Origin of the sequence: Streptomyces sp. NPDC001634 (assembly GCF_040298185.1) — a bacterium.
Taxonomy (GTDB): domain Bacteria; phylum Actinomycetota; class Actinomycetes; order Streptomycetales; family Streptomycetaceae; genus Streptomyces.
This window is the reverse complement of record NZ_JBEOZU010000009.1, coordinates 28,357-47,965: the sequence shown is the minus strand read 5'-3', so window position 1 is coordinate 47,965 and position 19,609 is coordinate 28,357. Positions and strand designations below refer to the sequence as shown.

15 protein-coding genes are annotated in these 19,609 nt (G+C 70.3%); 9 read left to right on the top strand and 6 right to left on the bottom strand.

The window, feature by feature from the left end:
- Positions 1 to 12: 12 nt before the first annotated feature.
- Genes ABT186_RS08120 through ABT186_RS08105 form a run of 4 tightly spaced genes read right to left on the bottom strand, consistent with a single transcriptional unit; the run spans position 13 to position 3,828 of the window.
- Complete coding sequence (locus tag ABT186_RS08120; protein WP_351222940.1) at positions 13 to 468, bottom strand: MaoC family dehydratase; 456 nt, start codon at positions 466 to 468, stop codon at positions 13 to 15.
- Between the two features lie 22 nt (positions 469 to 490).
- Positions 491 to 1,996 (bottom strand): o-succinylbenzoate--CoA ligase, encoded by a 1,506-nt coding sequence (menE, locus tag ABT186_RS08115; RefSeq protein ID WP_351222942.1) that lies wholly within the window; start codon positions 1,994 to 1,996, stop codon positions 491 to 493.
- Positions 1,997 to 2,035: 39 nt separating this feature from the next.
- On the bottom strand, positions 2,036 to 2,911 hold the full coding sequence (locus ABT186_RS08110) for an amidohydrolase family protein (protein ID WP_351222944.1): 876 nt from the start codon (positions 2,909 to 2,911) through the stop codon (positions 2,036 to 2,038).
- A complete protein-coding gene (locus tag ABT186_RS08105; protein ID WP_351924147.1) occupies positions 2,911 to 3,828 on the bottom strand; it encodes an SDR family NAD(P)-dependent oxidoreductase in 918 nt (305 codons plus the stop codon). The genes ABT186_RS08110 and ABT186_RS08105 overlap by 1 nt, the downstream gene beginning before the upstream one ends.
- Positions 3,829 to 3,971: 143 nt before the next feature.
- On the opposite strand from ABT186_RS08105, the gene ABT186_RS08100 reads away from it, so the two are divergent.
- Together ABT186_RS08100 and ABT186_RS08095 are read left to right on the top strand one after the other, a co-directional pair.
- The gene (locus ABT186_RS08100; protein WP_502973156.1) at positions 3,972 to 4,511 is read left to right on the top strand and encodes a MarR family winged helix-turn-helix transcriptional regulator; all 540 of its coding nucleotides are present in this window, start codon (positions 3,972 to 3,974) and stop codon (positions 4,509 to 4,511) included.
- Positions 4,512 to 4,599: 88 nt separating this feature from the next.
- On the top strand, positions 4,600 to 5,325 hold the full coding sequence (locus tag ABT186_RS08095; protein WP_351924216.1) for an IclR family transcriptional regulator: 726 nt from the start codon (positions 4,600 to 4,602) through the stop codon (positions 5,323 to 5,325).
- A gap of 151 nt (positions 5,326 to 5,476) precedes the next feature.
- Here ABT186_RS08095 and ABT186_RS08090 read toward each other — a convergent pair whose 3' ends face one another.
- Positions 5,477 to 8,152, bottom strand: coding sequence for an FAD/NAD(P)-binding protein (locus ABT186_RS08090; protein ID WP_351924145.1), 2,676 nt, complete (start codon positions 8,150 to 8,152; stop codon positions 5,477 to 5,479).
- Positions 8,153 to 8,364: 212 nt separating this feature from the next.
- On the opposite strand from ABT186_RS08090, the gene ABT186_RS08085 reads away from it, so the two are divergent.
- Together ABT186_RS08085 and ABT186_RS08080 are read left to right on the top strand one after the other, a co-directional pair.
- On the top strand, positions 8,365 to 9,606 hold the full coding sequence (locus tag ABT186_RS08085; RefSeq protein WP_351924143.1) for a L,D-transpeptidase: 1,242 nt from the start codon (positions 8,365 to 8,367) through the stop codon (positions 9,604 to 9,606).
- A 158-nt stretch (positions 9,607 to 9,764) separates the two neighbouring features.
- Positions 9,765 to 11,156, top strand: a complete 1,392-nt coding sequence (locus ABT186_RS08080) for a glycoside hydrolase family 16 protein (protein ID WP_351222948.1) — start codon at positions 9,765 to 9,767, stop codon at positions 11,154 to 11,156.
- A 46-nt stretch (positions 11,157 to 11,202) separates the two neighbouring features.
- Here ABT186_RS08080 and ABT186_RS08075 read toward each other — a convergent pair whose 3' ends face one another.
- On the bottom strand, positions 11,203 to 12,090 hold the full coding sequence (locus ABT186_RS08075; RefSeq protein WP_351222949.1) for a helix-turn-helix domain-containing protein: 888 nt from the start codon (positions 12,088 to 12,090) through the stop codon (positions 11,203 to 11,205).
- A gap of 146 nt (positions 12,091 to 12,236) precedes the next feature.
- On the opposite strand from ABT186_RS08075, the gene tkt reads away from it, so the two are divergent.
- The 5 genes from tkt to pgi are packed head-to-tail and all read left to right on the top strand — an operon-like array spanning position 12,237 to position 19,604.
- Entirely contained in the window at positions 12,237 to 14,312 is a 2,076-nt protein-coding gene (gene tkt / locus ABT186_RS08070) for a transketolase (protein WP_351222950.1), read from the top strand.
- A 19-nt stretch (positions 14,313 to 14,331) separates the two neighbouring features.
- A complete protein-coding gene (gene tal / locus ABT186_RS08065; protein ID WP_351222952.1) occupies positions 14,332 to 15,477 on the top strand; it encodes a transaldolase in 1,146 nt (381 codons plus the stop codon).
- Positions 15,474 to 17,030 carry a glucose-6-phosphate dehydrogenase gene (zwf, locus tag ABT186_RS08060; protein ID WP_351222954.1) on the top strand — a complete coding sequence of 519 codons (1,557 nt, stop codon included), beginning with the start codon at positions 15,474 to 15,476 and terminating at the stop codon, positions 17,028 to 17,030. The genes tal and zwf overlap by 4 nt, the downstream gene beginning before the upstream one ends.
- The gene (opcA, locus tag ABT186_RS08055) at positions 17,027 to 17,962 is read left to right on the top strand and encodes a glucose-6-phosphate dehydrogenase assembly protein OpcA (RefSeq protein WP_351222956.1); all 936 of its coding nucleotides are present in this window, start codon (positions 17,027 to 17,029) and stop codon (positions 17,960 to 17,962) included. The genes zwf and opcA overlap by 4 nt, the downstream gene beginning before the upstream one ends.
- The gene (pgi, locus tag ABT186_RS08050) at positions 17,955 to 19,604 is read left to right on the top strand and encodes a glucose-6-phosphate isomerase (protein WP_351924141.1); all 1,650 of its coding nucleotides are present in this window, start codon (positions 17,955 to 17,957) and stop codon (positions 19,602 to 19,604) included. The genes opcA and pgi overlap by 8 nt, the downstream gene beginning before the upstream one ends.
- Positions 19,605 to 19,609: the final 5 nt, after the last annotated feature.

The window sequence follows — 19,609 nt, the reverse complement described above, 5'->3', positions numbered from 1 at the left end:
GAGGCAGGCCTGTCAGGCGTAGAAGCGCGACAGGCTCTGCAGGACGGCGGCGGGCTTCCCGCCGCCGTCGATCTCTATGGTGCCGTCGACGGCGATCTGAACCCCGCCGGGCACGTCCTCGACCGAGGCGAGCTTCGCCACCAGCCGGATGCGGGAACCGACCTTCACGGGCGCCGGGAAACGCACCTTGTTCAGGCCGTAGTTGACCTTCGTCGACACACCCTCGACCTCCAGGAGCTCGGTGAAGAGCGGGATGAAGAGGGAGAGGGTCAGGTAGCCGTGCGCGATGGGCGCGCCGAACGGCCCCTCGGCGGCCTTCTCCGGGTCGACATGGATCCACTGGTGGTCGCCCGTGGCGTCGGCGAAGGTGTTGACCCGCTCCTGGGTGACCTCGATCCACTCACTGGTGCCGAGGTCGCTGCCGGCCAGCTTCTTGAGTTCGTCGAGGCCGTTGACGGTGATGCTCATTGACGTTCCTTACGTGGCGAAGTTACGAGTCGGTGCCGTACCGGGAGCGGACACGGGCCTTGAGGAGCTTTCCGGAGGCGGTGCGCGGGAGTTCGTCCGCGATCACCACCGACTTGGGGATCTTGTACTTGGCGAGTCGCCCGGCGAGCGATGCGATGACCTCGTCGGGGTCGAGCGTGGCGCCCTCGCGGGGGACGACGACCGCGCGCGGCACCTCGCCCCACTTGTCGTCCGGCACGCCGATGACCGCGACTTCGACGATGTCGGGGTGGGCGAGGAGCTGGTCCTCGACCTCGGCGGGGTAGATGTTCTCGCCACCCGAGATGATCATGTCCTTGATGCGGTCGACGATATGGACGTACCCGTCCTCGTCGATACGGGCCGCGTCCCCGCTGCGGAACCAGCCGTCCGCGAACACGGCCGCGGTCTCCTCGGGCAGCCCCCAGTAGCCGGGCATGACGTGTGGCCCGCTGACGACGACCTCGCCGGTCTCGCCGATGTCGACCGGGGTGAGGTCGGGCCGTACGACGCGTACGTCGCTGAAGAAGTGCGGCACCCCGGCCGAACCCGCCTTGCTCACCGCGTGCTCGGCGTCCAGGAAGAGCGTGCCGGGCGCGGCCTCAGTCATGCCGTAGCCCTGGAGGAAGGTGAGCCCGCGCTCCTGGTACGCGGCGATGAGCGGGGTGGGCACCGGTGAGCCGCCGCAGGTGAGGATGCGCAGGCTGGACAGGTCCGCGCCCGCCCAGCGCGGATGCCGGGCCACCTGGTCGAACATGGTGGGAACGCCGAACATGAAGGTGATCCGGTGGCGTTCGATCAGGTCGAAGGTGGCGTTCGGGTCGAAGGCTTCGACCAGGACGCAGGTGCCGCCCTTGAGGAGGACCGGCAGGGTGAGCATGTTCAGCCCGGCGGTGTGGAACAACGGTGCGGAGACCAGGGCGCGTTCGTCGGCGATCAGGTCGTGGTCGACGAGCACGTTGACCGCGTTCCAGACCAGGTTGCCGTGTGTGAGCATGGCGCCCTTGGGCCGGCCCGTGGTCCCCGAGGTGTACATGATGATGCAGGTGTCGTCGAGGGCGACGGGCTGGTCGATCCGCTCGTCGCTCGCGTCGGCGAGCAGCTCCTCGTAATCGGCGCCCACTTGGACGTACGTCCGCACATCGGTGCTGCCCGGCAGTCCGGCGACGAGGCCGGCGAGCGAAGGCGCGTAGACGAGGGCCTTGGCTCCCGAGTCGGCGAGCTGGTAGGCGATCTCGGGTCCGGCGAGGCGGATGTTGAGCGGTACGAAGACCGCGCCCAGGGTGCCCGCCGCGAAGAGCGTCTCCAGGTACGCCGGATGGTTGGGGCCGAGGTAGGCGATCCGGTCGCCGCGGCGCACGCCACGGGCGCGCAGCGCATGGGCGAGCCGCGTGGTGCGCTCGTACAGGTCCGCGTAGGTGACCGTGGTGTCCCCGTGGATCAGGGCGGTGCGGTGCGGGGTCTTGCGGGCCCGGCGTGCGGGCCACGACCCCAGTCCCTCATTGCGCATCTGTCTGCCCCTGTCCGTCATTGCACATGGGGGTGCCCCTTACGGTTTCGTCAGCCCGAGCAGACGGGCGGCGTTCTCCTTGAGGATCTTCGGCCTGACCTCGTCCTTGATGGACAGCTTCGCGAAGTCCGCCAGCCAGCGGTCCGGCGTCAGCACCGGGTAGTCGGAGCCGAAGAGCACCTTGTCCTTCAGCAGCGTGTTCGCGTACTGCACGAGCTGAGGCGGGAAGTACTTCGGCGACCAGCCGGACAGATCGATGTGCACGCCGGGCTTGTGCGTGGCCACCGCGAGCGCCTCGTCCTGCCAGGGGAAGGACGGGTGAGCCAGGATGATCTTCAGGTGGGGGAAGTCGGCGGCGACGTCGTCCACATGGAGCGGGTTGGAGTACTTGAGCCTGATCCCGCCCCCGCCGGGCACACCGGCGCCGATGCCGGTCTGGCCGGTGTGGAACAGGGCGATGGTCCCCGTCTCCTCGATCACCTCGTAGAGGTCGTAGGCCACCGAGCGGTCGTTGGGGAAGAAGCCCTGGATGCTGGGGTGGAACTTGAAGCCCTTCACCCCGTACTCCTCGACCAGACGGCGGGCCTGCCTCACCCCGGCCTTGCCGCGGAAGGGGTCGATGGAGGCGAAGGGGATCAGCACGTCCGGGTTCGCGGCGGCGGCCTCGGCGACCTCCTCGTTGGGGACGGGCTCGGTGCCGGTGGCGGACTCGGCGTCGACCGTGAAGATCACGGCGGCCATCTTCCGCTCCCGGTAGTACGCGGCCGTTTCCTGAAGGGTCGGCTTCCGCTTGCCCTCGACCTTGAAGTACGCGCTGGAGGCGTCGTGCAGGTCGTCGTCCAGCGAGGACTTGCCCTTGGAGGAGATCTCCGCATGCGTGTGGACGTCGATCGCGACGAGTTCGTTCAGGTCCATCACGCCTCCGGGAACTTCGGCGCGGGAATGCCGACGGTCTGCGGCTCCGCACCGACCGAGGTGGCCCAGACGTCGGCGAGGGCCTCCGGGCTCCAGCCTCCGTTCGCGTACGCCGCCCTGATCTCCTGCGGATGCGACCAGAGTGCCACCTTGTCGCCGCCGATGCCGATGGCCTGGCCGGTGACTTCCCGGGCGGCGTCGGAGGCGAGGAACGGGATCAGGGCCGCGCAGTCCTCGGGGGCGCCGAAGCCCTCGCCCTTGCGGAGGAAGCCGGGCAGCGGGTCGCCGTTCTTCATGGCCTCGACGTAGGGGGCGAAGGCCGGGATGGTCTCGGTCATGGCGGTGGCGGCGACCGGCACGATCGCGTTGACGGTGATGTTCGCGCGGGCCAGTTCCATCGACCAGGTGCGGGCCATGGCGGTGATGCCCGCCTTGGCGGCGGCGTAGTTCGTCTGACCGAAGTTGCCGCGCTGTCCCGCCGGGGAGCCGACCAGGATCAGGGTGCCGCCCTCGCCCTGGTCGCGCATCCGCACGGCGGCGGCGCGGGCGCAGGTGAAGGTGCCCTTGAGGTGGGTGGTGATCACCGCGTCGAAGTCGTCGTCGGTCATCTTCCACAGCACCTTGTCGCGCAGGATGCCGGCGTTGGTGACGAGGACGTCGAGCCGGCCGAACTCCTCGACCGCGCGGGCGACCAGCCGGTCGGCGGCCTCGGTGGTACCGACCGGGACGACCTCGGCGACGGCCTTCCCGCCCGCCTCGGTGATGGACTTCACGGCCTGCTCGGCCACGGCCTCGTCGACGTCGTTCACGACCACGGAGGCGCCGTGGGCGGCCAGGGCATGGGCGTAGGCCAGGCCGAGGCCACGGCCGCTACCGGTGACGACGGCGACCTTGCCGGTGAGATCGATGCTGGGCACGAGCGGGTCCCTCCAGACGGGTCGGCCGTTGGAGTGCACTACGGCCTCCAGCGGCGGACGGCTACGAGATCGAAGCTAAGGACAATCATTGTTGTCGTCAATAGTTGTTGTCGACCGACCGGTGCGGCATGCTGTGGGTGAACATGTACGTACGCCTCCGTCCGGGGGCCAGGCCCAGGGAGCCCGTCATCACCGGCCAGCAGCACGCCGCAGAAACTGCCGTAGGCTCTGCCCCCATCGACGCCCAGGAACCGTGGATGCGCGGGCTGCACTCGGACACCGGCTATCTGCTGTACCGGCTCGGGCTGCGCTCCGGGCAGTTGTTCAACACCTTCCTCCAGGAGTCGGGCCTGCGGCTGCGCCACTACGCACTGCTGCGCTTCCTCGCCACCTCCGAGGGGGCCCTCCAGCGCGAACTGAGCACATCCCTCGGCTACGACCCGAGCGCGATCGTCGGGCTGGTCGACGACCTGGAGAGGCTCGGCTTCGCCGAGCGCCGCCCCTCCCCCGACGACCGGCGCAGCCGCATCGTCGTGCTGACCGGGGCCGGCCGGGCGTTCCTGCGCGACACGGACGAGGCCGGGTTGCGGGTCACCAACGAACTGCTCCGGCCCCTCGACCCCGCCGAGCGGGAGATCCTGCACGGGCTGCTGCAGAGAGTCGCCGAGACCGGTCTCGGGTGACGCCGTGCCGAAATCCGACGCCGTACCTCCGGCACGGCAGCGCCCCGCCGAAGGACCGCAGCCGTACCGGCGCTCCGCGACCGACCGGCTGCTCGCCGTGCTCGCCGCCTTCGACCACGCGCACCCGGCGCTCTGCCTGACCGACATCAGCCGCCGGGCCGGGCTCTCGCTCACCACCACGCACCGCCTCGTGGGCGCCCTGACGGATTGGGGCGCGCTGGAACGGGACGCGGACGGCGTCTATCACGTGGGCCTGCGGCTGTGGGAGGTCGCGGCACTCGCCCCGCGCGGGCTCGCACTGCGACAGGTCGCTCTGCCGTATCTGGAGGACCTGTACGAGGCCACGCACGAGAACGTGCAACTGGCGGTGCGCGACGGCAACGAGGTCGTGTACATCGAGTGGATCTCCGGGCGCTCGGCCGTGGGTGTGCACATCCGGGTCGGCGCACGCTGGCCGCTGCACGCCACCGGAGTGGGACTCGCGCTGCTCGCCCACGGCGACCAGGCCTTCCAGGAGGAGTACTGCGACGGACCGCTGGCCGCGTTCACCCCGTACACGATCACGGATCCGGTGCGGCTGCGTCGCGAACTGGCCGAAGTACGGCGCTCCGGCGCGGCGGTGAGCAGCCGTCAGATCACCGACGACGCAATGTCGGTGGCGGCTCCGGTCCGCGGCCGGGACGGTGCGGTGGCGGCGGCGGTGTCGGTCGTCGTGCCTCAGGTCGGCGCCGAAGTCCCCACGTTGATACCCGCGGTTCGCCTGGCGGCGCGAGGCATCTCGCGGGCACTGGGATGGCAGCCGGAGTCACGCTGAGGGGGGCCGGGCGCGGGTGTCTTGGCGAGGCAGCCCGCCCCGCTCCCGCCGCACGCCGGGTGACGGAACGGGCCATGGGGCGGATGCGGAACGCGTAGCAGCCCTCGTTCTCCACGGGCTCGTCCAGGACCTCGACCGGGACGGGCGTCGGTCAGCCGCACAGCGCGGCCATCAACCGCCGGTCCCTGGGGGCCGCTTTGCGGTCGAGTCGGGCGTCCAGCAGTCGGCGTGCCGCCTCGCAACGGCCCGCGGCGACCAGTGCGTACAGCAGGGTCTCCTCGACCACCTCGCGCTGGGCCGCGCTCCCGCCGACCTTGCGCAGGACCGGCAGGAGCGCATCGAGACCGCGGGCCGCCTCGTGGAAACGTTCCTCGACGAGCGCGGCGAACGCCTCGCACAGGGGGACGATCACCTCGCGCTGCACGGAGTCGGCGCCCGCGGCATGGTCGCGCAGCCGGCGCAGGGCCGCCACGTCGCCCGCGGCGGTGAGGGCGACGGCCGCGTGCATCGCGGTGAACGCGGTCGCCGGCCGCTCCACGACCTCACGGGCCACCGAGTCGAGCACATCGGCCGCCGGAACCTCGCCGGGCCAGTTGTCGCTCAGCCGCGCCCGCCACAGCAGCGACCCCGAGTCGACGAGCGCCCGTACCCCGGACACGCGTCCCGGTGCCAGTTGCGCGAACCAGCGCCTGCGGACGGCGGCCGGGTCGTCCAGCGCCAGTTCGTGCAGTGCGATGTGCCAGGAGAAGTGCGCCCGGTGGACAGCGCCGCGCCCCTGCCCCGACACCCACGCGTCGAGCCAGTCGCGGCCCGCCTCGTGGGCGCCGCACTCGTAGTGGACGTGGGCGAGCGCGTGCACCGCGTGTCCGGAGCCGGGCTCGGTGGCCAGGGCGCGGTGGGCGAGTTCGCCCGCCTCGTGATAGCGGCCCTGCCCCTGGCGCAGGAAGGCGAGCAGGGAGGTGTGGAACCAGTGGCCGTCGTACGCGGGTGACGTGCGCTCCACCAGCGGCAGCGCGTAGTCGTCGTCGAGGTCGCTCACGCCGGAGAAGGCGATGGTGGGCACGGCGGCGGCCAGGGCGAGCGCGTCGCCGGGGTACGCGTCGAGGTGGCCGAGCAACGCGGCGCCGTCCCCGTCGGTGCCGTGGACACGGCGGGTGACGACGTCCACAAAGGAGCGCTCACGGTCGTCTGCCCGCTCGCGCGCGCAGCGTTGCGCCTCGGCGAGGGCCCGGGGTACGTCGACGTCGACGCCGCACTCGTGGCCGAGCAGCGCGAGCGCCGCATGCCCGAGCGCGAAGCCGGGGTCGAGCGCGACCGCCCGCCGGAAGGCGTCATCGGCCCCGGACCTGACCTTGAGGACGCGATCGAGTCCGGTGCGGTAGGCGGTGGCCGCAGCGGCATGCGTGGTCAGGGCGAGACCGTGCCCGTCGAGGGGACGTCGACGGACGCGGCGCTCGGGCGGGGCGAGAGGTGCGAGCAACTCCTGTGCCAGTGCGGCGGCCTGCACCCGGATCTCGGGGATGGCGGTGGTCTCCCAGAGCTCGCCGCGACGCGGAGCGCCGAGCGTGAACAGCGGACGGACGGTCCGGCCAAGGTCGTCGAGAAGCCGGCCGTCGCGGGTCGCGACGCCCATGCCGAGGGGGCCGGGGACGGCCGCGCCGGCGTCGACGAGCGAACGCCACAGCGGGTCGTCGAGGTGACGGCCGGGGCCCGTGCAGTCGATGACCCAACCCGCGTGCAGGGTACGGCCGTCGGCGAGAGTGACGGTCATCGTGCCGTCCCGCTCGGCGTGGGCGGCGGCGACGCCGCCGGAGTACACGCGCAGCCGCCGCGCCGCCCGCAACCGTGCCAGCGCCTCAGCCGTGGCGGGCGCCATGCGATGCCGGTGCGTGTTCCACAGGGCCCCGTCCCGCTCAAGGAACTCCTCCCGCTCCTGCAGCGTCAGGTTCCGCCACAGGTGTGCCGTGTGCGGCCGCAGACTGTCCAGGGCGGGACGCCAGTCGCCGTGGAGCCGTAGCGCCCGGCCGGCATGGCGGTACACAGCCCGCCGCAGCCCGTCCAGGGACGCCCCGTAGAGCCCCTCCGGCGCGGGCATCTCGCCGGCCGGGGTCAGCGCGTGCGGTTGCGGGAGCAGACCGCCCCGGGACACGGCGTGCATCGTGCGGCCCGGGCGGTCGAGGGTCAGGGCCAGGTCGACGGCCGTCAGGCCGGTGCCGACCAGCAGCACATCGGCAGTGTCGGCGAGGGGTCCGTCCAGTGCAGCCGGCGCCCAGGGCGCGGCGACGAACCGCGGTGACGAGCGCAGGCCGGGCGGGGCCCAGGCGGCGTTCCCGGCGGCGGGCCCGGTGGCGAGCACCGCGCCGTCCGCCGTCAGGAGTTCGCCGTCCGTGAGCCGGAGTTCCAGCCGCCCGTCGGCGGTGTCCGCGCAGCCTTCCGCGCGCGCCCGCACCCGCCGCACCCGCGCCACCCCATGGGCGCGGACGATCGCCTGGCCGAGGGTGTCCGCAAGGTAGGCGCCGAAGCGGTACCGGGTGACGAAGTCCGCGGCGGTGACATTGGGTTCGCCGTGGCGGCACAGCCAGCGGGTGAAGTGACCGGGGTCGTCGGGATAGCAACTCATGCCGCCCGCGGGCACGTTGAGCCGATGCCGGGGATCGGGGGTGGCGTACGCGGTACCGCGTCCGGCCTCCGGCGCCGGGTCGACCAGGACGAGTTCGAGGGGCGTACGCCGCCGCGCGGCCGTCTCGCACAGCTGGATCGCGGTCAGCGCGCCGGCCGCGCCCGCTCCGACGATGGCCAGGGCATACCGCCCGCGGGCTGGAATCACGTGTGCCTCCGTCGATGGTCGGGTCCGGGGCAGCCCGGCGGATGCCCGTTCCCACTCTCACCATGACCGGCACCGGAACAACCCTGGTTTCAGGCCGACTCTCAGCGTGTCTTCACGGGAATCTCAGGCAGGGCCCCTCGGATTCAAAGGTTCAACCCATGCACCGGACGCAGGATGCCACGCACAGATCGACAACTTCAGGAAGGCGTGCCGTGGGCGTCTCGCACATATCGAACCGGTCCGTGCAGCGACGGGAGAGGTGGTCCCGGCGCGGGATGCTCGCTCTTCTCGGTGTCGCACCGGCCGCCGTCCTGACCGGCTGCAGCGGGTCGGCGGGCGCCTCCGAGGGCACCTCCCCGGGGGCGACCGCGTCCGCGAAGGCCGCCGCCAAGAAGCCGGTCGTCTCGGTCACGCCCGCCGACGGCACCAGGAAGGCCGCTTTCACCGGTCCCGTCGAGGTCACCGTGACCGACGGCACGCTCGCGTCCGTCAAGGTCACCGGAGACGACGGCTCGACCCTGCCGGGATCCCTCAACGAAACCAGGACCAGGTGGACCTCGGCGAAGAACCCGTACTCGGGCACGAAGTACATCGTGACGGCCCAGCCCGAGGGCGCCGCCGGGGCGACGGTGACGACCTTCACCACCGGGTCTCCGGGCGCGACCTTCGTCGGCTGCTTCACCCCCGAGGCGAACTCGACCTCCGGTGTCGGCATGCCGGTGTCGATCAACTTCACGCACGCCGTGAAGGACCGCGCCGCCGTTCAGAAGGCGATCACGGTGACGGCCGATCCGGCGGTCGAGGTGGTCGGTCACTGGTTCGGCGACACCCGGCGCGACTTCCGGCCCGAGACGTACTGGAAGCCCGGCACGAAGATCACCCTGAGTCTGCGGCTGAAGGACGTCGAGGGCGCGGACGGCGTCTACGGCACCCAGTCCAAGGACGTCACCTTCCATATCGGCCGCGAGCAGATCAGCACGGTGGACCTGGCGGCCAGGACGATGACGGTGAAGCGCGACGGCACGGCGTACGCCACCTACCCGGTCACCGGCGGCGACTCGTCCCACACCACCTGGTCCGGGATCATGGTGATCAGCGAGCGGTTCAAGCAGACGCGGATGGAGTCCTCGACGGTCGGCCTCGGCGACGAGTACGACATCCCGGATGTGCCGCACGCCCAGCGGCTGACCACGTCCGGCACCTTCGTGCACGGCAACTACTGGGCCTCGACCTCGGTGTTCGGCCACAGCAACACCAGCCATGGCTGTGTCGGTCTGCACGACGCGAAGGGCGCGAGCGACAGCTCGGTGGCGGGCTACAAGTTCTACGAGAGCTCGATGGTCGGTGACGTGGTCATCGTCAGGAACTCGGGTGAGCGGACGGTCGACCCGGCCAACGGCCTCAACGGCTGGAACCTGTCGTGGGCGGACTGGAAGGCGGGAAGCGCGCTTTAGCACGTTTGCACCGTTCACTGCATGAACTTCCCTGCCACGAAAGGACTTTCCTTGCTTTAAGTCTTGACGGCCTCCGTGACGGAGAGCACATTGGGCCCACTTTGAGAGCGCTCTCAAAGGCGCCCGCGCACATACTCCGTACCCGAGAGGCACGCCCCATGAGTGAAACCTCCGGTATACCCAGACGGCGACGCGCCCTCGTCGCCGTTCTCGCCACGCTCGGCCTGGCGACCGCGGTCGCCACGGCCGCCACCCTCCCCGCGAACGCCTCCGCCCCCGCACCCCCCTCCGGCTGGACCCAGGTCTTCCTCGACGACTTCGACGGCGCCGCGGGGTCCGGCGTCAACACGGCCAACTGGCAGTACGACACCGGGACTTCGTATCCGGGCGGCCCCGCCAACTGGGGCACCGGCGAGGTCGAGACGATGACGGCCGGCACGAACAACGTCTCGCTGGACGGCAACGGCAACCTCCTCATCACCCCGCGCCGCGATGCCTCCGGCAACTGGACCTCGGGCCGGATCGAGACCACCCGCACCGACTTCCAGCCCCCGGCGGGCGGCAAACTGCGCGTCGAGGCCCGCCTCCAGATGCCGAATGTCACCGGCACCGCCGCCGAGGGCTACTGGCCCGCGTTCTGGATGCTGGGCGCGCCCTACCGCGGCAACTACCAGAACTGGCCGGGTGTCGGCGAGCTGGACATCATGGAGAACGTCCAGGGAATGAACAAGGTGTGGGCCACGATGCACTGCGGCACCAACCCGGGCGGCCCGTGCAACGAGACCACCGGCATCGGCAACTCCACCGCCTGCCCCAACACGACCTGCCAGTCCGGCTTCCACACCTACACCATGGAGTGGGACCGCTCGGTGAGCCCCGAGGCGATCCGCTTCTACGTCGACGGCGTCAACTACCAGACGGTCACGGCGAACCAGGTCGACGCGACGACCTGGGCCAACGCCACCAACCACGGCTTCTTCGTCATCCTGAACGTGGCCATGGGCGGCGCCTTCCCGGCAGCGTTCGGCGGCGGCCCGACCAGCAGCACGGAGTCCGGCCACCCGATGGTGGTCGACTACGTACAGGTGCTCCAGTCCTCGGGCAGTGGGAGCGGTACCACGCCTCCGCCGTCCGGCAACCGGGACGCGTACAGCGCGATCCAGGCCGAGTCGTACGACAGCCAGTCCGGCGTGGCCACCGAGGCCACCACGGACACCGGCGGCGGCCAGGACATCGGCTACCTGGCCAATGGCGACTGGGCCCTCTACAAGGGCGTCGACTTCGGCTCCACGGCGGCCAGGCAGTTCTACGGCCGGGTCGCGAGCGGTGCGGCGAGCGGGGTGAGCGGACTGGTCGAGGTGCGCCTCGACAGCCGGAGCAACGCGCCGATCGGCTCCTTCGCGGTGGCCAACACGGGCGGCTGGCAGAGCTGGACGACGGTCCCGGCGAACATCACCTCCGTCACCGGGACGCACGACGTCTATCTGACCTTCACCAGCGGCCAGCCGAACGACTTCGTGAATGTGAACTGGTTCGACTTCGGTCACTGACGGACCGGCATCGAGGGGGTGGGCCGAGGGCCCACCCCCTTTCCTGTCATCTCAGCTCCGCCCGGAACGCCGCCGGTGTCGTGTCCGTGTGCTGATGGAAGAACTTGGAGAAGTTCGCCGAGTCGGGGAAGCCGACCGCGGCGCCGACGCGGCCGATCGGCAGGTCCGTGTGGGCGAGCAGACGTTTGGCCTCCAGGATCACGCGCTTGTCTATGAAGCCCTTGGGCGTCTGCCCGGTGGCGGCGCGGACGGCGCGGACCAGGGTACGGCGGGAGTAACCGAGGGCGTCGGCGTACGCGCTGACACTGTGGTTGGTGGCGAAGCCCTTCTCGACCGCGTCCCGGAACCGGGTGAAGGTGGTGTCCGCCTGGCCGCGGGCCGCCTCGGCCGAGCTCGCCGCGAGATGCGCGAGGCGCAGCAGGAACGCGGTCAGGGAGTGGCGCAGCACAGCCGTGTGCAGGGTCGGCGGCAGCGTGGTGGTGTCCTCGTACTCGCGTTGCAGCTGGGCGAGCGCGGCCTGAAGGCCGGCGCGCTGGTCCGGGTCCGGGTGCAGCAGGGGCGGCAGGTCGTAGCGGTACAGGCCGGTGGCCTCCACCGTGGCCCGAGGGAGGAATCCGGGCTGCATGGCCAGCACGGTGCCGCGGTACTCGCTCGTCCGGGAGAAGCGGTGGACCTGCCCGGGGCGGATCCACAACAGGTCGCCGGCCGTCACGCGGTACTCGGCGAAGTCCACCATGTGCGTCACAGGGCCGCCGTTGAAGAGCATCACCACGTGGAAGTCGATGCGGTGAACCCGGTCGAGCGGCCCGTCCTCGCGCCAGAGACGGCCCGCATCCATCGGACCCACCTGCATACCGACGCCGCCGACACTCAGGTCGACCGGGAACGGATACGTCCTGATCCCGTCGCCGTCTTGCGTGATTCTGTCCGCCATGTCCGTCTCGCGCCGCCTCGGTCCCACTGCCGATGTCCCACTTTCACCGAAGGCTGACACAGGGGGACCTTCCCCGGCAAAAGTCAGACTTTTAGGTTTGAACGCGTTCCGCCAGCGATTCCCCATGCAGTGAGGACTTCCTGAAGATGAGTACGCAGAGCCAAGACGGATTCGAATGGACCGAGCTCGACCGGCGAGCCGTCGACACGGCCCGCGTTCTGGCCGCCGACGCGGTGCAGAAGGTCGGCAACGGCCACCCGGGCACCGCGATGAGCCTGGCCCCGGCCGCGTACACGATCTTTCAAAAGGTGATGCGGCACGATCCCGCCGACCCGGAGTGGACCGGCCGTGACCGCTTCGTCCTCTCCCCCGGCCATACCTCGCTGACGCTCTACACCGAGCTCTTCCTCGCCGGGTACGAGCTGGAGCTGGACGACCTGAAGGCCTTCCGTACACACGGCTCGAAGACACCCGGTCACCCCGAGTACGGTCACACGGCAGGCGTCGAGACCACCACGGGCCCGCTCGGCCAGGGCGTCGCCAACGCGGTCGGCATGGCGATGGCGGCCCGCTACGAGCGCGGCCTGTTCGACCCGGACGCCCCCGAGGGCACCTCCCCCTTCGACCACACCATCTGGGCCATCGTCTCCGACGGCGACCTGGAGGAGGGCGTCTCCGCCGAGGCCTCCTCGCTCGCCGGCCACCAGAAGCTCGGCAATCTCGTCTTCCTCTACGACGACAACCACATCTCCATCGAGGGCGACACCGCCACGGCCTTCTCCGAGGACGTGCTGAAGCGGTACGAGGCCTACGGCTGGCACGTGCAGCGCATCGAGCCCGCCGAGAGCCGTGACATCGACGTCCACGCGCTGTACACGGCGCTGAAGGCGGCGCAGGCCGAGACCGAGCGCCCCTCGATCATCGCGATGCGTACGATCATCGCCTGGCCCGCCCCGAACGCGCAGAACACCGAGGCCTCCCACGGCTCGGCCCTCGGCGCGGACGAGGTCGCGGCGACCAAGCGCGTCCTGGGCTTCGATCCGGAGAAGAGCTTCGAGGTCGCGGACGAGGTGCTGGCCCACACCCGCCAGGCCCTCGACCGCGGTGCCGAGGCGCACGCCGCCTGGGACAAGCGGATCGCCGAGTGGCGCACCGCCCAGCCGGAGCGCGCGAAGCTGTTCGACCGGGTCGTGGCCGGTCAGCTGCCGGAGGGCTGGGAAGACGCCCTGCCGGTGTTCGAGGAGGGTGCCTCCGTCGCCACGCGTGCCGCGTCCGGCAAGGTCCTGCAGGCGCTCGGTGCGGTCATCCCCGAGCTGTGGGGCGGCTCCGCCGACCTGGCCGGCTCGAACAACACCACCATCGACAAGAACAGCTCGTTCCTGCCGAAGGGCAATCCGCTGCCGGAGGCGGACCCGTACGGCCGTACGATCCACTTCGGTATCCGCGAGTTCTCGATGGCCGCGGAGATGAACGGCATCGCGCTGCACGGCAACACCCGTATCTACGGCGGCACCTTCCTGGTGTTCTCCGACTACATGCGCAACGCGGTCCGCATGTCCGCCCTGATGCAGCTCCCGGTGACGTACGTGTGGACCCACGACTCCGTCGGCCTCGGCGAGGACGGCCCCACCCACCAGCCCGTCGAACACCTGGCCTCCCTGCGCGCGATCCCGGGCCTGAACATTGTCCGCCCTGCCGACGCCAACGAGACCGCGATCGCCTGGGCCGAGATCCTCAAGCGGCACTCCACGGACCCGGCCCCGCACGGTCTCGCGCTCACCCGCCAGGGCGTGCCCACGTACGCCCCGAACCCGGAGGCGGCGAAGGGCGGTTACATCCTCAAGGAGTCCTCCACCGCCACGCCGGACGTCATCCTCATCGCCACCGGTTCCGAGGTGCAGCTCGCCGTCGCCGCGCGCGAGCGGCTGGAGGCCGAGGGCGTGGGCACCCGGGTGGTGTCGATGCCGTCCGTGGAGTGGTTCGAGGAGCAGCCTGCCGAGTACCGCGAGCGGGTCCTGCCGCCGTCCGTGAAGGCCCGCGTGGCGGTCGAGGCGGGCATCGGACTCACCTGGTACCGGTACGTCGGTGACAACGGCCGCATCGTCTCCCTGGAGCACTTCGGGGCCTCCGCCGACGCCAAGACCCTGTTCGCCGAGTTCGGCTTCACGTCCGAGAACGTCGTCGCCGCCGCCAAGGAATCTCTCGCCGCCGTCCGCGGTTGATCCGATCGCCAGAAAGAAGATGATCACAGTGACCGAAGCAACCGCAGCCGCGGAGCCCCTGAAGCGCCTGTCCGACGAGGGCGTCTCGATCTGGCTCGACGATCTGTCCCGCAAGCGGATCGCGTCCGGCAACCTCGCCGAACTCGTCGAGACCAGGCACGTGGTGGGCGTCACCACCAACCCTTCCATCTTCCAGGCCGCCATCGGCTCCGGAGAAGGATACGAAGAGCAGCTGGCCGACCTGGCCGTGCGCGGCGTGACGGTCGACGAGGCCGTGCGCATGATGACGACAGCCGACGTCCGCGCCGCCGCCGACATCCTGCGGCCCGTGTACGAGGCGACGGACGGGCGGGACGGCCGGGTCTCCATCGAGGTCGACCCGCGGCTCGCCCACAACACCGCGGCGACGATCGCCGAGGCCAAGCAACTCGCCTGGCTGGTCGACCGCCCGAACGTGATGATCAAGATCCCGGCGACCCGGGCCGGCCTCCCGGCCATCACCGAGGTCATCGGCCAGGGCATCAGCGTCAATGTGACGCTGATCTTCTCGCTGGAGCGCTATCGCGAGGTCATGGACGCCTACCTGGCCGGCCTGGAGAAGGCGAGGGCCGCCGGGCTCGACCTGTCCGCCATCCACTCCGTCGCCTCCTTCTTCGTCTCCCGCGTCGACACCGAGATCGACAAGCGCCTGACGAAGCTCGGCACGGACGAGGCCCTCACGCTCAAGGGCAGGGCGGCGCTCGCCAACGCACGGCTCGCCTACGAGGCGTACGAGGAGGTCTTCGGGGGTGAGCGCTGGCTCGCCCTCGCGGGCGCCGGGGCCAACAAGCAGCGTCCGCTGTGGGCCTCGACCGGTGTGAAGGACCCGGCGTACAAGGACACGCTGTACGTCGACGAGCTGGTCGCCCCGGGTACGGTCAACACCATGCCGGAGGCCACCCTCGACGCCACCGCCGACCACGGCGACATCCAGGGCGACACGGTGACGGGCGGCTACACGCAGGCCCGCGCCGACCTCGCGGCCGTCGAGCGGCTCGGGATCTCGTACGACGAGGTGGTGGGACAGCTCGAGGACGAGGGCGTCGCGAAGTTCGAGGTGGCGTGGCAGGACCTGCTGGAGGCGGTCACCGCCTCTTTGAAGAGCAAGGGAGTTGACGGCGAATGAGCAAGGAGCTTTCCGAGGGGACCACTGTCACCGACTGGGTCAACCCCCTCCACGACTCCCGCGACCGCCGTCTCCCCCGTGTCGCGGGCCCCTCCGGTCTGGTCATCTTCGGTGTCACGGGCGACCTGTCCCGCAAGAAGCTGATGCCGGCCGTCTACGACCTCGCCAACCGCGGTCTGCTCCCGCCGGGCTTCTCGCTCGTCGGCTTCGCCCGTCGCGACTGGGCCGACCAGGACTTCGCGCAGGTGGTGCACGACTCGGTGCGCGAGCACGCCCGTACCGAGTTCCGCGAGGAGGTCTGGCAGCAGCTCGCCGAGGGCATGCGATTCATCCCCGGTGACTTCGACGATGACACCGCGTTCAAGCAACTGCGTTCCGCCGTCGATGAGTTGGACGCCGCCCGCGGCACCAGCGGCAACTACGCCTTCTACCTCTCCGTACCGCCGAAGTTCTTCCCGAAGGTCGTGCGGCAGCTCAAGAAGCACGGCCTCGCGGACGCACCGGAGGGCTCCTGGCGGCGCGCGGTCATCGAGAAGCCGTTCGGCCACGACCTGGCGAGCGCGCGCGAGCTGAACGCGATCGTGCACGATGTGTTCGAGCCGGACCAGGTCTTCCGGATCGACCACTACCTGGGCAAGGAGACCGTCCAGAACATCCTGGCGCTGCGGTTCGCCAACCAGATGTACGAGCCGATCTGGAACCGGTCGTATGTCGACCATGTGCAGATCACCATGGCCGAGGACATCGGCATCGGCGGCCGCGCCGGCTACTACGACGGCATCGGCGCCGCCCGGGACGTCATCCAGAACCACCTGCTCCAGCTGATGGCCCTCACCGCCATGGAGGAGCCCATCGCCTTCGACGCCGAGGCGCTGGTCACCGAGAAGATGAAGGTCCTGAAGTCGGTGAAGCTGCCGGAGGATCTCGGCCGGCACACGGTGCGCGGGCAGTACGCGGCCGGCTGGCAGGGCGGCGAGCAGGTGCGCGGATACCTCCAGGAGGAGGGCATCGACCCCGCGTCCACCACGGACACGTACGCGGCCGTCAAGCTGGAGGTCGACAACCGCCGCTGGGCGGGCGTCCCCTTCTACCTGCGGACCGGAAAGCGGCTCGGCCGCCGGGTCACCGAGATCGCGGTGGTCTTCCAGCGTGCGCCCCACTCCCCGTTCGACTCCACCGCCACCGAGGAACTCGGCGAGAACGCGATCGTCATCCGGGTGCAACCCGACGAGGGCATGACGGTCCGCTTCGGTTCGAAGGTGCCGGGTACCTCGATGGAGATCCGGGACGTCACGATGGACTTCGCCTACGGCGAGTCGTTCACGGAGTCCAGCCCGGAGGCGTACGAACGCCTGATCCTGGACGTACTGCTCGGCGACGCCAACCTCTTCCCCCGTACGGAGGAGGTGGAGGAGTCCTGGAAGATCCTCGACCCGATCGAGGAGTACTGGGAACGGCACGGCAAGCCCGCACAGTACCCCTCGGGCACCTGGGGTCCCGAGGAAGCCGACGAGATGCTCGCACGAGACGGACGGAGCTGGCGCAGGCCATGAAGATCGACCTGACCGACACCACGGCAAGCAAGATCAACAAGGCGCTGGTGCAGGGCCGCCGCGCCCTCGGCACCCCCGCCGTGGGCATGGTCCTGACGATGGTCATCGTGACCGACGAAGAGAACGCCTACGACTCGATCAAGGCGGCCGAGGAGGCTTCGCACGAGCACCCCTCGCGCACCCTGGTCGTCATCAAGCGGCACGCCCGCACCCCGCGCGACCGCACACGCTCGCATCTGGACGCCGAGGTACGGGTGGGCGCGGACGCCGGAACCGGCGAAACGGTCGTGCTGCGGCTGTACGGAGAGGTGTCCGACCACGCCGACTCGGTGGTCCTGCCCCTGCTGCTGCCGGACGCGCCCGTCGTGGTGTGGTGGCCGGTGGACGCACCGGACAACCCGTCCAAGGACCCGCTGGGCGCCCTGGCCCAGCGCCGGATCACCGATCTGTACGCCGTCGAGAACCCGCTGGCCGTGCTGGAGACCCGGGTCGCCTCGTATGCCCCGGGCGACACCGACCTGGCCTGGACCCGGCTGACGCCCTGGCGGTCGCTGCTGGCCGCCGCTCTCGACCAGGCCCGCATGAAGGTGACCTCCGCGGCCGTGGAGGCCGAGGCCGAGAACCCGGCCGCCGAACTGCTGGCCCGCTGGCTGGGCGCCCGGCTCCAGGTGCCGGTGGAGCGGGTCGTCACCGCCGGACCGGTCGTCACGGCCGTCCGCCTGGGCACCGAGAAGGGCGAGATCGTCATCGACCGCCCCGAGGGCCCGCTGGCCACGCTCACCCTGCCGGGCCAGCCGTCGCGCACCATGGCGCTGAAGGTGCGCCCCACCTCCGAACTGATCGCCGAGGAGCTGCGCCGCCTCGACGCGGACGAGATGTACGCCATCGCCCTGCGCGGCGAGGCCGCCAAGGAGAACGCCAGCCATGTCTGACCGCCCCAGGCTCACCCACCGCCCCGAGTGGACGGCCCTGGAGGACCATCGCGCGGGGGCACTGCTCCACCCCGACCTGCGCGAGCTGTTCGACCGGGACCCCGAGCGGGCCCAGCACTACACCGTGCGCGTCGGTGACCTGCTCGTCGACTACTCCAAGCAGCTGATCACCGACGAGACCCTCGCCCTGCTCCAGGAACTGGCCACCGCCACCGATGTGTTCGGTCAGCGGGACGCCATGTTCCGCGGTGAGAAGATCAACGTCACCGAGAACCGGGCCGTCCTGCACACCGCACTGCGCGCGCCGCGGGACGCCGTGATCGAGGTCGACGGCGTGAATGTGGTGCCCGAGGTCCACGCGGTGCTCGACAAGATGACCGCCTTCGCAAACCGGGTCCGCTCGGGCGAGTGGACCGGCCACACCGGCAGGCGGATCCGCAATGTCGTCAACATCGGCATCGGCGGCTCCGACCTGGGCCCGGCGATGGCGTACGAGGCGCTGCGCGCCTACAGCGACCGCTCGCTGACGTTCCGGTTCGTGTCGAACGTGGACGGCGCCGACCTGCACGAGGCCACCCGTGACCTGGACCCGGCGGAGACGCTGTTCATCGTCGCGTCCAAGACGTTCACCACGATCGAGACGATCACCAATGCGACCTCGGCGCGCTCCTGGCTGCTGAAGGCCTTCGACGGCGACGAGAAGGCGGTCGCCAAGCACTTCGTGGCCCTGTCGACGAACGCAGGGAAGGTCACCGAGTTCGGTATCGACCCGGACAACATGTTCGAGTTCTGGGACTGGGTCGGCGGCCGCTACTCCTACGACTCGGCGATCGGTCTGTCCCTGATGATCGCCATCGGCCCGGAGCGGTTCCGGGAGATGCTCGACGGCTTCCGCATCGTCGACGAGCACTTCCTGTCCGCACCGGCGGAGGCCAACGCCCCGCTTCTCCTGGGCCTGTTGGGCATCTGGTACGGCAATTTCTTCGGCGCCCAGTCGCACGCGGTGCTGCCATACTCGCACTACCTGTCGAAGTTCACCGCGTATCTGCAGCAGCTGGACATGGAGTCCAACGGCAAGTCGGTGGACCGTGAGGGGCACCCGGTGGAGTGGCAGACCGGCCCGGTGGTGTGGGGCACGCCCGGCACCAACGGCCAGCACGCCTACTACCAGCTGCTGCACCAGGGCACCAAGCTGATCCCGGCCGATCTGATCGGCTTCGCGAACCCGGTCGACGAGCTGAGCGACGAGCTCAAGGCGCAGCACGACCTGCTGATGGCCAACCTGTTCGCCCAGGGCCAGGCGCTCGCCTTCGGCAAGACGAGCCAGGAGGTACGGGCGGAGGGCGTGCCGGAGGAGCAGGTGCCGCACCGCACCTTCCGCGGCAACCACCCCACCACCACGATCCTGGCGACCGAGCTCACCCCCTCGGTCCTCGGCCAGCTCATCGCCCTCTATGAGCACAAGGTGTTCGTGCAGGGCGCCGTCTGGAACATCGACTCCTTCGACCAGTGGGGCGTGGAACTGGGCAAGGTCCTGGCCAAGCGCGTCGAACCCGCGCTCACGGAAGGCACGGACGTAGCCGGCCTCGACCCCTCCACCACCGCCCTCGTGGCCGCCTACCGCACGCTCAGAAAGAAGTGAACTGA